Origin of the sequence: Caulobacter vibrioides (assembly GCF_002858865.1) — a bacterium.
Classification (GTDB): domain Bacteria; phylum Pseudomonadota; class Alphaproteobacteria; order Caulobacterales; family Caulobacteraceae; genus Caulobacter; species Caulobacter vibrioides.
The window spans coordinates 1-12904 of record NZ_PJRR01000009.1 but is presented as its reverse complement, the minus strand read 5'-3'; the positions used below and the strand labels follow the sequence as shown (position 1 = coordinate 12904).

General features: G+C 67.0%; 16 protein-coding genes, 1 tRNA gene and 1 pseudogene. 10 read left to right on the top strand and 8 right to left on the bottom strand.

The window, feature by feature from the left end:
• From CVUC_RS05275 to CVUC_RS05270, 3 genes are read right to left on the bottom strand one after another with little or no spacing between them, the layout of a single operon-like run.
• Nucleotides 1–336, bottom strand: coding sequence for a hypothetical protein (locus CVUC_RS05275; protein ID WP_096033608.1), 336 nt, complete (start codon nt 334–336; stop codon nt 1–3).
• Complete coding sequence (locus CVUC_RS19685) at nt 333–761, bottom strand: hypothetical protein (protein WP_125469932.1); 429 nt, start codon at nt 759–761, stop codon at nt 333–335. The genes CVUC_RS05275 and CVUC_RS19685 overlap by 4 nt, the downstream gene beginning before the upstream one ends.
• On the bottom strand, nt 758–1018 hold the full coding sequence (locus CVUC_RS05270; RefSeq protein WP_125469931.1) for a hypothetical protein: 261 nt from the start codon (nt 1016–1018) through the stop codon (nt 758–760). Before CVUC_RS05270 ends, CVUC_RS19685 begins: the two co-directional genes overlap by 4 nt.
• 186 nt (nt 1019–1204) lie before the next feature.
• Here CVUC_RS05270 and CVUC_RS05265 point away from each other — a divergent pair, with 186 nt between their 5' ends.
• Nucleotides 1205–1912 carry a helix-turn-helix domain-containing protein gene (locus CVUC_RS05265; RefSeq protein WP_096033606.1) on the top strand — a complete coding sequence of 236 codons (708 nt, stop codon included), beginning with the start codon at nt 1205–1207 and terminating at the stop codon, nt 1910–1912.
• Here the strand turns inward: CVUC_RS05265 and CVUC_RS05260 are convergent.
• Nucleotides 1909–2214 carry a hypothetical protein gene (locus CVUC_RS05260; RefSeq protein WP_096033605.1) on the bottom strand — a complete coding sequence of 102 codons (306 nt, stop codon included), beginning with the start codon at nt 2212–2214 and terminating at the stop codon, nt 1909–1911. The two genes, CVUC_RS05265 and CVUC_RS05260, sit on opposite strands and share 4 nt — an antisense overlap.
• Before the next feature lie 247 nt (nt 2215–2461).
• On the opposite strand from CVUC_RS05260, the gene CVUC_RS05255 reads away from it, so the two are divergent.
• From CVUC_RS05255 to CVUC_RS05215, 8 genes are all read left to right on the top strand, one after another.
• Nucleotides 2462–2884, top strand: coding sequence for a helix-turn-helix domain-containing protein (locus CVUC_RS05255; protein WP_096033604.1), 423 nt, complete (start codon nt 2462–2464; stop codon nt 2882–2884).
• Nucleotides 2884–3216 (top strand): hypothetical protein, encoded by a 333-nt coding sequence (locus CVUC_RS05250; RefSeq protein WP_096033603.1) that lies wholly within the window; start codon nt 2884–2886, stop codon nt 3214–3216. The genes CVUC_RS05255 and CVUC_RS05250 overlap by 1 nt, the downstream gene beginning before the upstream one ends.
• A 2-nt stretch (nt 3217–3218) precedes the next feature.
• Nucleotides 3219–3740 carry a hypothetical protein gene (locus CVUC_RS05245; RefSeq protein WP_096033602.1) on the top strand — a complete coding sequence of 174 codons (522 nt, stop codon included), beginning with the start codon at nt 3219–3221 and terminating at the stop codon, nt 3738–3740.
• Nucleotides 3737–6316 carry a ParB N-terminal domain-containing protein gene (locus tag CVUC_RS05240; RefSeq protein WP_096033601.1) on the top strand — a complete coding sequence of 860 codons (2580 nt, stop codon included), beginning with the start codon at nt 3737–3739 and terminating at the stop codon, nt 6314–6316. The genes CVUC_RS05245 and CVUC_RS05240 overlap by 4 nt, the downstream gene beginning before the upstream one ends.
• Nucleotides 6303–6692, top strand: a complete 390-nt coding sequence (locus CVUC_RS05235; RefSeq protein ID WP_096033600.1) for a hypothetical protein — start codon at nt 6303–6305, stop codon at nt 6690–6692. Before CVUC_RS05240 ends, CVUC_RS05235 begins: the two co-directional genes overlap by 14 nt.
• Before the next feature lie 11 nt (nt 6693–6703).
• Nucleotides 6704–7180 carry a hypothetical protein gene (locus CVUC_RS05230; RefSeq protein ID WP_096033599.1) on the top strand — a complete coding sequence of 159 codons (477 nt, stop codon included), beginning with the start codon at nt 6704–6706 and terminating at the stop codon, nt 7178–7180.
• A gap of 216 nt (nt 7181–7396) precedes the next feature.
• A complete protein-coding gene (locus CVUC_RS05220) occupies nt 7397–7867 on the top strand; it encodes an ead/Ea22-like family protein (protein WP_096033597.1) in 471 nt (156 codons plus the stop codon).
• A 182-nt stretch (nt 7868–8049) separates the two neighbouring features.
• Nucleotides 8050–9204 (top strand): tyrosine-type recombinase/integrase, encoded by a 1155-nt coding sequence (locus tag CVUC_RS05215; protein WP_096033596.1) that lies wholly within the window; start codon nt 8050–8052, stop codon nt 9202–9204.
• Between the two features lie 22 nt (nt 9205–9226).
• Here the strand turns inward: CVUC_RS05215 and CVUC_RS05210 are convergent.
• The 3 genes from CVUC_RS05210 to CVUC_RS05200 all read right to left on the bottom strand — a co-directional run bounded on the left by CVUC_RS05210 (nt 9227) and on the right by CVUC_RS05200 (nt 11736).
• A tRNA-Gly gene (locus CVUC_RS05210) sits at nt 9227–9301 on the bottom strand.
• Between the two features lie 68 nt (nt 9302–9369).
• On the bottom strand, nt 9370–11247 hold the full coding sequence (locus CVUC_RS05205; protein ID WP_164468147.1) for a glycoside hydrolase family 9 protein: 1878 nt from the start codon (nt 11245–11247) through the stop codon (nt 9370–9372).
• Between the two features lie 153 nt (nt 11248–11400).
• On the bottom strand, nt 11401–11736 hold the full coding sequence (locus CVUC_RS05200; RefSeq protein ID WP_096033594.1) for a calcium-binding protein: 336 nt from the start codon (nt 11734–11736) through the stop codon (nt 11401–11403).
• 187 nt (nt 11737–11923) lie between these two features.
• Between CVUC_RS05200 and CVUC_RS05195 the strand changes: the two genes are divergently transcribed.
• Nucleotides 11924–12778, top strand: a complete 855-nt coding sequence (locus CVUC_RS05195; RefSeq protein ID WP_096033593.1) for a DUF6065 family protein — start codon at nt 11924–11926, stop codon at nt 12776–12778.
• 13 nt (nt 12779–12791) lie between these two features.
• Here the strand turns inward: CVUC_RS05195 and CVUC_RS05190 are convergent.
• Nucleotides 12792–12904: pseudogene (locus CVUC_RS05190) on the bottom strand (IS5/IS1182 family transposase); the annotation flags it as partial.

The window sequence follows — 12904 nt, the reverse complement described above, 5'->3', positions numbered from 1 at the left end:
TCAGCCATCCAGGTCCGCTCGAGAGCGACCGCCGTGGCCTTCGCTCAGGGCCTGCTCGACGGCATCAGCCAGTCCGGCCAGTTCATCGGCCCGTCGGACGCGCTGGTCGCGATCGAGGCCTGCCCAGACCTTCCCAAGCTCGACCAGGCGCGCGAAGACGCTCCCGCGCACCTGGTGGGCGGGCGGCATCACGGCCTTAGCCGCCGACTTGGCGCGCTTGCCCAGATCGCCCGCGTAGGATAGCGGCGCGAGGGCTTGCCTCTGCGCGACCCCGATTAGGGTTTTCCACTTGCGGATGTCTTCTGAAGACGGCTCGGGCGGGCGGCGACGGCTCATCGCACGCGCCCTTCGGGCGAAGAATTCGCCAATAAAGCGAATTCCGGTTTATGACTCGAAGCGCAACCTAGGGTCAACTGAGTCGCATTGTCGCAACTTGGAAGGATGATTTCTGGTTGCGTGCGACATTTTGGCGCGGCTTGAATACTCGCCACACGAGTAAACAAGTGGGGCGTTAATTTGATGTTGAGTTCCGAGAAGCTTGCGATCCGCCGCGTGCTGACCGCGCTCGAGACAATGCTCATGCATGAAGGCGAAAAGCGCCTGGACCAGTGCGCGACTTGCGCCGCGCAGCGATACGCCTTGCCGCCGAGCCAGCGGAGTGAGTTGCGCGGGCGGCTTGAACGGGCCAGGACCTTCGCCGAGACGGCCGTCGACACGATCGACCGGGCGCTGTCGGAGGTTGAGAGCGCGATCGCGTTCATTGAACCGCGCCCGCCTGCAGGGCCTCGGGAAGGGGAAAGTCCTTCCGCGTGACGGCGCCCTGGGTAAAAGCCTCGATCCGCGCGATCAGGTCATCGTCTGGGTAGCTCCGGCCGGCGTCGTCCGGGTGCAGGCAGATCCGCCGAACGTGCTCGTGAGAGCAGCCCAACGCATCGCCCGCCTGGCGCAGGGTGACGTCGTTTTCGAACATCCAGCGCCGAAACGGCGTCTTGGCGCGCGGCTTGGAGGGGGCTGACACGGTCGATGTCCCAGGTTGCATCGACCGTGCAAGCGAAACTGCTTCGTTGCATTTGTCAACGAAAGCGTTTCATATAAACAAACGATGCTGTCGCTCGCTGTCAGGGCATCACCTGCTCAGTTTCGCCTTATGGCAAACGAACGCAGCGATGATGATGAAGCCGTCCTGTGGGGCAGGGCGCTTAGCGTGCTGCGTCATTCCAAGGGTTGGAGCCAAGCTCAAGCGGCCGACGCCTTCGGCGAAGCCGGTATCAGCGCGCAGGGCTGGGGCCTCTATGAGGGCGGCAAGCGGCGCGGGATCTTCCGGCCTGAGACACAGCGCAAGCTGACGGCCGCCCTGGGCTTGACGCTCGACGACCTCGTCGAGGCCCGCCGCGCGCTAGAGGGGCAGTCGGAGCGTCCGCGCCACACCGCCGAGATCCGGGAGTTTCGCCCCCGCCATCAGGTCGGCGAGCTCGTCATCCGCGATCGCGTGCAGGCGGGCGCGTTCCTCGTCGCCGACGATCTGTCCCAAGTTGAGCCTCGGCCCTATCCGGCCGTGCGCGACGCCCGTTACCCCGCCGCCGAACAATGGCTTTCACAAGTGGTCGGCGACTCGGTGAACCTGCTGGGCATCGTTGACGGGGACCTGGTCCATTGCGTCTCGGCGATCGACATCGGCTATACGCCCCGCACTGGCGACATCGTCGAGGTCGAGCGCCTGCGCTTTGCCGGCCGGATGCGAGAGCTCACGGTCAAGCAAGTCGAGGTGACCGCCGATGGCGTGATCTTGTGGCCGCGCTCGACCAATGAGCTCTATCGCACGCCGATTTCCCTGACCGAAGGTCTCGAGGAGGGCGAGGACGCTGAGGTCCGGATCCGTGGCCTAGTCGTCGGCTCGCTGCGCCGCTACTAGCCCAGATAATCCGAGGACGGCTCGCCTCCTGCAGGCTTCGTCGCCGGCGCTTCAGCGGAGCCCGGCGAGGTCAATGCGACCTGAATGTCGATCAGGCGCAACTCGATCTTGTTGAACAGTCCCTTCCAGAAGCCCAGCGCCACCAGGCCAGCGCCCAGGGTCGCCAGTGCGATCGCCAGGGGAAGGGCTTCGGCTGCGCCGCCAGAGGCGGCCATGGCCAGAAAGCCGGCCAGCGCGAACACCGCGGCGCCCGTCCAGATGTAGCCCTGGCCGCTGCCGATCCGCGCCTTCTCGACTTTCATAACGCACCCCTTTTGTCTCTCCCGACGTCCCATCCGACCAGCCGCGCGCGCGGCTGAACAGCGGCCGTTTCGTTTCCTCCAACGATTTTGTTTTGTTTGCTCGTTGACAATGGCAACGAAACGGTTTCGTTTTCTCTCAACCTCACGCCGTACTCGCGACGCCCCACTCGTCGTTCGGACGGTCCGACCAGGTTCCTAGTCGCAGGGAATGTCTGGGGGACGGCGTGAGGCCCGAGGGAGACGAACCATGGCCTTTGACGCACCCGCCGAACACACCCCCGATCCCGTCGATCGCGCCGTTGGTCGACGCCTGAGAGCGCGCCGCCGGTTCCTGCGCATCAGCCAGGGTGCGCTCGCAGACGCGCTGGGCCTCACCTTTCAGCAGATCCAGAAATACGAGAGCGGCGCGAACCGCATCAGCGCCTCCAAGCTTTACGCGGCCGCTAGGTTCCTGAACACGCCGATCGCCGACTTCTTCAGTGATGTGCCCGACCCTGTCACGGATCCGGACGCGGTGATCAACGTCCCCGCCGCCGGCGCCGCTCTCACGGACTCGACCGCCGGCGTCCGCCTGGCGATCGCCGCCCAGCGCCTCCGGCCGGATCTTCTGGCGCAACTGGCCAACATCGCTGACGTGATGGTGACCGCTTCCGAAGCGGCGGCAGCGTGATGGTCGCCCCCGCTTATGACCGCGAGGTCGAGCGCGTCGCCAACGTCCTGGCCGCGCTCGAGGCCACGCCAACGGCCATGCGCTCGGCCGCGCTCTGCGTCATCGACCGCGTCGCCGAGCCCCGCGTCGTCATCGGCGTGTTCGCCGGCGGCCGCCGGTTCGCGCTCGACGCCGGCGAGGTCGAGTTGACCGCCCGGGTCCTGACCGAGGATCGGCCGTTCGCGGGATCGAGCGCCATCGCCAACAGCCTGCGCGCGCGCCTGGGCATGGCCGAGCTCCTGCGCTTCCGTGCGAACGCCGTTCGCATGCTCACCCCGATGGGGCGCGGCTGATCATGGGCGAGGTCCTGTCGCTGGCGGACGCCGCCAACCGCCTCGAGGCTCTCGGCGGGCAGGTCGTGGCCACGTTGATCCCCAGCGGATCGGCGGCCGAACCCATGCCGCCGTCGATCCGGTTCGCTGGCGAAGAGGGCGACGAGGTCTCGATCTTCTATCGCGCCTTCGAGGGCCGCGACGCAGCGGTCTCGGTCCTTTACGGCGCGACCACATGCAAGGTCATCCAGGAGCTCGAGCGCCGCCTCGGCCGAGCCGCCGACCAGCTGATCGCCAGCGACGCCCGCCACATCAAGGACCCCTTCGGCGGCGAGCCCGACCCCTTCGGCCTAGCCTACATCCACGAGGCCGCCGGCGAACGCGGCGAGCTTCCCGGTGAACGCCTGGCGTTCGTGAAGGGCGTCAGCTGGGTGACATTCAACGTGGTCCTGAAGAAGCCGGTTCGCCTACCGCCGGCGATCCGCGCTCCCCGCGACGGCGAGCCGACCGAAACCCCCGAGATCCTAACCGGAGACGACGAATGACGTCGCTGATTACCAAGGCCCTTCTTGAGGCTGAGGATGTCCTGCGCCTCCTGCGTGGCGAGGGGGAGATCCCCTACCAGCGGGCAATGACTGCGGACCAGGTCGCCAAAGCACTTGGCAAGGACCCATCGAACACCCGTCGAGGCCTGAACAGCTGGGTCAAGGCCGAACTGCTGAACACCGAGCTCGACGGCGGAGTAACTGTCTACCGCTGTTCGGCTGAAGGCATTGCAGGCCTGGAGGCCCTGGACCGCGCCAATGGCGTTGGCGTGGAGGTCGCCGGCCTGCCGACCTGGCCGCTGGACAAGATAGTCGAGAACCCGGCGAACCCGCGCAAGACGGTCGCCGCCGAGCCGCTGGAGCTGTTCGCCGAGACGATCGTCACGGCCAAGGGTTTGCTGCAGCCGATCGTCCTCTATCCGGCCGATGCGAACGGCGTTCGCATGCTGCATGCCGGGACCCGCCGAACCCTGGCCTGCAGGTTGCTCGCGGGCGAAGATCGCCTACCAGAGGCCCTGGCGCACGGCCTGCCGTACATTGAGCGCGAAGGTACGCTCGCGGAAGCGCTGCTGGTCGGCTTGATCGAGAACGGCCAGCGCGAGGACCTGACGCCATGGGAGGAAGCCCAGGCGCTTAAGGCCTATCAGACCGAGACGCAGCTCTCGGCGCGCGCGATCGCGTTCGCCACCGGCCGAGCCAAGGAGGGCAAGGAGAAGGGCGTTCGCGACGTCCAGGTCAAGATCAAGGTCGCCACGGAGGCGACCCAGGCCAACATCGCTCTGCACGAAAGCGGTCTGTGGACCTGGGAACAGCTCCGCGACAGCGTCAGCGTCTCGGCACCGCCGGCGGCGGATCCCGAGCCGGCCGAACCGACGCAAACCGACATCGAGGACCCGGGTCCTTGGAGCCGCGACGTCGACCATGAGGAATGGGTTCGACGGAAGCTTCTGCACGCCCTTTGCAAGATCAGCCCCCGCAACCTCTTGGCGCTCGTCGAACTCGCCGACGCCTGCCATTGGAGGCCAGCCCCCGACGGCTTGCACGAAGCCGCTACGCTAGTCTGGAAGAACCACCTGGGCGCATCGATGCCCCAGGATCTGGTTAGCGAATATGGCTGCGGAAGCGCCTCCGGTGGCGGCAAGCCGCACACCGCTCACGTTCACCCTGTGACGATGAAGTGGCTGGAGGATCGCGGCCTGCTCACCTCCGGGGCAAACCGTGCGGACATCCTCTATCAGGTTCGCCAAGCCGTATCTCAGGCTGCCGCCGATCGCTGCAAGCGAACCGGCCTCTACCACAGCGAATGGCTGAACCCGCCCGACGCGACCGAAGACACGCCGGAAAAGCCCTCCCGCCTCGGGCAGACGTCGTTCGACCTCATGAGCCCCGATCTGCTCCTGGTGCTTGCAGAGGCCGTCACGCGCTTCCAGAGCGATGAGGGCACGCACCCTGACATGTCCCGGGCGGTGATTTTGACCGCTCACTATCCAAACGATCTCGACCGTCAGCTGCGCCGCTTTGGCGTGGGCGCCATCGTGACGGAGCCGAGGAGCGACGGCTCGCACTTGGTCAACACCTATCTGACCTTCACCGACCGCGCGCTGCAGGCCTTGGTTCAGAGGAACGCCAGAAGCATTGTCCATGCGAGGGAGTTAGCGGGACTACCTCCTCTGATGTTCGACGGCGCGCTCTCGCCCTCGCTCTATCACAATGCCTTCCTTCGCTGGCCTCCGGCCGACCGGCTTCCCGATGCGGACAGCCCAGAGAGGACGGCCATAGTCGAAACCGCGCGCGAGCGTGCTCAGGAAGCTATCGCCCGCGCCGACGCCGATGCGCAACGGGCAGTCACGCCGCGCATGGCGGAGGTTCGCTCGGAGCTAGCCGCCGCACACACCGCCGCCTCCTCGCGGGAGGATCGCGACGAGGAAGATGACGATGAAGCGCTTACGACGCTCATCGACCTCTTGCGCGAGAACCTTTCGCAGAGCCTCGGCACAGCGGCTCGCTGGAATGATCCTGATCTGTCGCTTTCGGAGCTGGCTTCGCTCGCGATCAACCAGGTTCTTCGCCTGGATGTCGTCGACGCCATGGTCTCGCTTATGGGGCTGCTTCAGCGCGCCGGCGACGGGTTCGAGGCCACCAAGATCCTGCACGCCGCCGTCGAGGGACCGAACCGTCCCGAGGGCCAGGATCCTGCCTCCAAGCTCTATCGCGCCGGCCGAGCCGTCCAGGACTTCATGGTCAAGAACTATGATGAACTCCACGCGCTTCCGGACGCCGAGCACCTTTATCGCGATCTGGCCGGCGCGCTGACCGACCTCAGCTACGCCAAGAAGAACGGGCCGTTGCTGGTGCTGAACCGGGGCGACGTCGTCGAGAAATACCCCGGCGGGGCGACCGCGCACCGGCTGCTCGAACGCGCCGAGAGCGACGGGCCCCGCATCGTCTTCCGGGCTCAACCCATCCGTCACGGCAAGGACTACGGCAAACCGGCCGCCCTGGCCCTGACCGAGATCGCCGCGTTCGCGCGGGCCAACACCCACACCACGAAGGGGGAAGACCATGCCGCCGCTTAATGCGACGCCGCACGAACTGCTGGCGTACCTGAAGGACAAGGCCACGCGCTACGCCGCGATCGCCCGCCAGCACATCGCCCAGGCCGAGGTGTTCAAGGCCGGCACCGACCAGATCCGACCGAACCTGGTGCAGGCGAGCCGGTACGAGCAAGCCGCCCGCGAGGCCCTGCAGCTGGCTCAGCAGTACACCGACTACGGGACCTGGATCTCGATGCTCCGGCCGCTCGACCAGGTCCAGCGCGGCGACATGGTCCTGATCCCGGCGACCTTCATCCGTCGGGCCTCGGAGGAGGACTTCCCCGACGAGGGCTTCATCCAGATCCCCGGCGTCGAACTGCCAATCCGCCTCCCGCTTCACCCCGCCCAAGTCGCCTGAAAGGACAGCCCATGCCGCCGACCAAGTCGCCCCCCATCGGGGCTAGGCCGTTACCGCGCATCATCCCCGCCGCTCGCCTTGCCGAAGCGATCCGAACGACCCAGCAGGCCAAAGCGCATATCCGCGCCAACCAGCGCCGGCTGGGCACCGCCCTGGATGCGCTCAACTTCGCCATGGACAAAATCGACGACACTGCCGAGCGGAGCCGATTCCTCGACGACTGGCGCTGCGGCGACCTCGGGGCCTGGCCGGACTATCGGCCCCCGCAGCCCCAGCCGCCGGCGCTGAACGCGCACGGCTATCTGTTGCGCTCCTCGGCCCTCCTGGCCGGCTTCTTCGCGGGTCTGATGCTCCTGGCCGACCTGATCGACGCGGCCACGCGGGGCGGCGATCCGATCCGGATCCTGCTGACCTGCAGCTGGGGCGCCGCCGTCCTGATCTGCGCCGGCGCGGCCTGGGCGGCGCCGATGAAGCGCGGGGAGGGCTGATTGATGGCGCGGTTTTACATGGCCGCCATCGCTTGGGCTGCATGCTCTGCGTTCGTGTGGGTTTTGGCTTCCTACCCTCGCGCCGACGGCCCACAGCTCATTGATCGGCGTGATCTTATCCTCGTAGCAGCTGGGCCAGTGACGCTGGTGGTGATGTTCGTTATGGGGGCAGCGGCGATCCTGCGCCGGGCCCTGCAGCGCGGGGAGGGCTGAGACGTGAACCACTATCGAGCCCTCCGCACAGCCGCCGAACATGCGACCAAGGGGCGTTGGATCGTGCGGGAATTCTCGAACTATCAGGGCTTCCCAGCGCTGGTCGGCGCCTCGATAGAGACCGACGATACGGTCGTCGCCGAAGTCCGTGGAGCCGTCGTGATAGACGGCAACAGGCACGAAGAGCACACGGCCAACGCTCTGTTCATCGCCCTGGCGAACCCGGAGACCATCCTGGGTCTTCTGGATAACATCGAGCGCGCGTGGATCCCGATCGCGATGGCCCCTCGAGACGGAACCGAGGTCGATCTTTGGCGGGATGGGGAACGGCTCATCGGTTACGGTTGGAGCGAGCGACACAGGTCCTGGGTGCGCGAGCACGGGTACCCGACAGTTACGAACGTTCTCACCAAGCAGCCGACCCATTTCATGTTCGCGCCGCCAAAGCCTCCGAGCGGGGGCGAAAGTGAGTAGGGCCCCCGCCACCCGCCAAGCGGACATTGACCGCGCACTCAAGGCCCTCGCCAAGAACGGCCTGGGCGCGGCGAGCATCGTGATCCGACCAGGCGGCGAGATCGAGATCACTCCCGCCCCCTTGACCAGCACCACCCCAAAGGCAGAGCGTGACGAACTTGCGGAGTGGAGAGAGCGGAAGAATGCCCGTCGTGCGGCTGAAGGGGCTAAATAGGGTCCGCAAGGTCCTGAAGGACGGCTCTGTCCGCGTTCACTGGTATGCCTGGAAGGGCGGACCTAAGCTGGAAGGCCAGCCCGGGTCGCCCGAGTTCATCGCCAGCTACAACCGCGCCGTCGATCAACGCCGCGCCCCGCGCAACGACACCCTGGCCGGCCTGGTCACCGCCTACAAGGCCGCCCCCGAATTCCAGAAGCTGGCGACCAGCACCCAAGCCGAGTGGCGACGCTGGCTGGACCGGATCAGCGCCGACGAGGCCACCAATGACATCGGCGGCCTGACGCTTAAGCTGCTGGACGATCGCCGAACCCGTGAAGACGTCCTGGACTGGCGCGATCAATACGCCGACCGCCCCAGAACCGCGGACTACGGCATGCAGGTCCTGTCGCGCGTCCTGGGCTGGGCTGTCGATCGCGGCCGCCTGGCCATCAACATCGCCGCCGGCGTCGAGCAGCTCTACAAGTCCGACCGCGCTGATCAGATCTGGACGGCCGAGGAGGTCGCCGCCTATCGCGCGGCCGCGCCGTCGCCAGAGGTCGGCTACATCGTCGCGCTGGCTTGCGTGACCGGGCTGCGCCGCGAGGACCTGGCCAAACTGACCTGGAAGCACGTCGGAGATCTCGCGATCGTCGTCGCCACCGGCAAAAGCCAAGGGCGACGCTCCGTCACGATCCCTCTGTTGCCCGACGCCAAGATCCTCCTCTCGGAGATCAAGGCCCAGCAGACCGCGCGCCATGCCGAGCTGGTCGCCGTCGCGACCAAGAAGAAGCGGCCGCCGCCGCCGGTCTGCTTGACGGTCCTGTCGAACACCCGAGGCCAGCCCTGGTCGGTCTCCGGCCTCGAGCACCAGGTCATCGACACCAAGACCAAGGCCGGCGTCGGCAAGCACCTTCACGACGCCCGGGGCACGTTCGCCACCCGCCTGCGCAAGGCTGGCCTGACCGCGCCCGAAATCGCCGACATCCTGGCCTGGGATGAAAAGCGCGTGGAGCGGATTTTGGCGAAATATGTCGACCGAGACACCATCGTTCGGGCGCTCGCCGAGCGCATCGCGCGGAACGAATCCGGCTCAGCCGCTCCCAACTCTTTCCCAACCCTGTCCGACGAGGGTGGCGAGTAGGGCTCTAAGTCATTGAAATCCTTGGAGCGGGCGGGGGGAATCGAACCCCCGACATTCAGCTTGGGAAGCTGACGTTCTACCTCTGAACTACGCCCGCTCAGAAGACGCTCCGTTTAGCCCGGGACGTCTTGGTACTCAAGCGGCTATCCCTTGCTCCAGACGCGATCAACGCGCGGTGTCGTCGAGGAACGCCGACACCCAGACCAGCGGCGCGTTCCAGTTGATGGCGACCTCGTTCTGGGTGAAGGCGCGGTAGTCGTCGGTCCAGCAGGTCTGCGGGCGGCATTTGCCCTTCATGGCGCTGGCGACGGTATCGCTCATGTTGGTCGAGTTCGGGCCGCCCGAGAGCACGCCCGACGGTGGGGCGGGATAGTCCGGATTGGCCTGCTTTGCCCAGAAGCGGTGGTGCGGGTGGCGCATCGGCCGCGCGCCGAAGCCTGAGACATAAGACTGGTCCAGCGGGTTGCGGCCCAGCACATAGTCCATCGCGTCGACCGCGCCGTAGCGATAGGCGATCTCGCCGGTGAAATCGTGGGCCAGGCCCAGGACGAAGGCGCGGTTCAGCACCGACGCGTTCGAGCCCCAGGGATAGCCGGGGGCGGCGTACGGCAGGGCGTAGCCCTGGCTGACATCGTCCGACAGGTGCTTGCCGGCCGTGGCCACCAGATTGGCGCGGGCCTGGGCGATCTCTGCGGGCTTCAGGCCATTGGGGACCAAGGCCAGCGTCATCGTGCCCAGGGCGCCCACGCGGTTCCAGCCGATGTCGCCGGTCGGAACAGCGCCCTCGGTCGGCGAGGCCAGAAACAGCGGCGAGGCGCGCAGGGCCCGCTCGTAGGCCGCCTCGCCGGTTGTGGCGTAGAGCTCGGCGGCGGCCCAGTAGAACTCGTCGGTCAGGTCGCCGTCGCCATAGCCGCCTGAGCCCGTGAAGGGGCCGATGGCGTAGATGTCCGGATGGCGCTGGGCGGCGGCGAAGGCGCGGCGCGCGGCCTCCAGGCACTTGGCCGAGAACGCCGGGTCGATCGTCTTCCAGACGCGGGCGGCCTGGGCCGCCACGGCGGCGAGGTTCAACGTTGCGCCGGTGGTCGGATAATAGAGATAGCGCACCTGCTTGTCGTCGGCCGGGGCGGTGGGAAGGGCGGTCCAGTAGCGGTCGGCCAGCTTCTGGTGCGCCATGCCCGAGGCGTTGATCGCGCTCAGAGCCAGCTTGCCGTTCCCCGGGCGCTGATTGCCGACCGGGACCTGCAAGGTCTTGCCCTCTGGGACCTGCATGGCCAGCAGGAAGTCCAGCTGGAAACGGACCTCGTCCAGCAGATCCGGAACCCCATTGCCGGCTTCGGGCAGGGCCAAGGCCCCGTCGCCGAGCGCCGCCAGCGCGCCGGGGCGGTTGAGCAGCGTGGCCCGCTCCCAGGCGTTGACCAGGGTCCAGACCGTGATCCCGCCATTGACGACGTACTTGCCGTGGTCGCCGGCGTCGTACCAGCCCTTGCTGGCGTCGAGCGTGTAGTCGCAGCCCGGCCAGACCTGACCACGTTCGTCGGCCTGATCGAAACAGGTCGCCTTGTCCGGGGCGTGACCCGCCGGTCGCGCAAGGTCGGGGCGCTCGACATACTTGGCCTCGATCGGGACGCTGGCGCGCTGCTGATAGAAGAAGGACATGGCCGCGCGGGTCAGACGACCATCGGGCTTGGCCTTGATGGCGAACGGCCGGCTCTCGGCGGCGCCGACCTTCAGCCGATAGCCGTCGCCGGCCTTGCGGAACGCCGACAGGTCGATCTGATGGACATGCTCGCCCGAGGCGGCGTCATCGCCAAAGACACGGGTCTTGCCCTTGACGATCGCGACACCGGCGGCGTCGTGCAGCGTCCAGTCCAGCGGCGTCTTGGACGGATCGGCGAGGATGGCGCGCTTGGGGCCCTGAGCTTCGAAGCCCGTCTGATTGAGGCGGATCTGGCGGGGCGTTTCGTCGGCCAGGGCCGCGCTCGACACGGCCAGGGCGAAGACAAATGAAAGGGCGGCCAGGCGGATCATCGACGCTTCCTCCACGGCGCGTCGCTCGCGCGCCTTGGCGCGAAGCTAGCGGCATAGAGACAGCGTTGTCACGAGCTTTGTTACCGTTATCCCGGCGACCTCGCGCCCCAAACGAAGAACGCCGCCCGGTGGGCTGACCGGGCGGCGTTCGACGTTCCGTCGAAGGGGTTAATCCTGCGGCGGAGCGCCTTCCGGCGGCGGGCCCGGAGGCGGGCCTTCGCCCTGCTGCATCCGGCGCTGGCGCATGGTTTCGAACGCCGTCTTCAGCTCGTCGAGCGTGATCTTGCCGTCCTTGTTGCCGTCGATCATGGCGAAACGGTCCTCGGGGCGACCCGCGCCGGTCCATTCGGCCTTGTCGACGGCGCCGTCGGCATTGGCGTCCCAGCGCTTGAAGACGTCCTCCGGCGCGGGCATGCCACGCGGCGGCCCGTCCTGCTGGGCCACGGCGGCGCCGGCGGCCAGGGTGGTGAGCGAAGCGAGCGCGACGAGAAGCGTGCGGCGCATGTAGGCGATTCCTTCCAGGGTGATGTCCCTGGGCGGTGTGATTGAGCCTCTATTGTTGCGGCGGTGTTTCGGGATTGCGGCGGGAAGGGGCGGGCTGAAGGCGCGAGCCCGTGGGAGTCTTGCGAGCGACACGAAACTGTCATGCCAGACCGATAGGCCGAGCGGTGGTCAGCTTTGAGGCGAGACAATGCGGAAGCGGTTGAAGGGCTCGGTTCCTGAGCGTCCCCGGAATGCTCCAGCCCGCGCCGCCGAGACTGAACTGATCTGCTACGTCCACGAGGGCTGGCAGCCCAAGGTCGAGCCGGCGTCAGCCAAGCGCGACTGGATGACCGCGACGCCCGAAAGCTTTGCCTATCGGTGTCTGCCCCTGGCCATCGCCAACGCGCACGGCTGGGTCATGTTGAGCCCTTGCGGCTTCTCCGCCCGCTGGCTGGGTGATGTGGGCACCCATTCGGTCGAGATCGTTCTCGACGAAGGCGCCGACAAGAAGCGCGCGCCGGTCTCGCTGTTCGGCAGCGGCACCCTGACCTTCCATGTCGAAGGGGTTATGCGCACCTCCGAGGGCTGGAATCTCTGGGTCGGCGGGCCGCCCAACGCCATGAAGGACGGCATCGCGCCGATGGGCGGGGTGATCGAGACGGACTGGGCTCCGTACACCTTCACGATGAATTGGCGCTTCACCCGACCGAACCATTGGGTGCGGTTCGAGGAGAACGAGCCGTTCTGCTTTTTCTTCCCGACCCCGCGCGGCGTGATGGACCGCCTGAAGCCGGAGCTGCGTCCGATGGAGGACGCGCCCGAGCTGCTGGAAAGCTACCGAGGCTGGGCCGCCTCGCGCGCCGCCTTCCAGGAATGGATCAAGCAAAACAAGCCCAAGACGCCGGCCGATCAGTGGCAGAAGCTCTATTATCGCGGCCTGCACCCGGACGGGCGTCCCGGCGCGCCAGACCACGAGTCGAAGATCCGGCCGGCGGAGTTCAGGCAGACGGGATCCCGGCGGGTCTGCCCGGCTGGTCGCAGCAGCGCGCGGAAGCCGGACTAGGCGGTGTGGACACTTATCGCAGCCACAAGGCAATAGCGGCGAGGGTGACGACGGCGAGATAGTTGCGAGCGGTCTTTTCGAAGCGGGTTGCAACGCGCCGGAACTGCTTGAGCTTTGAGAAGCAGC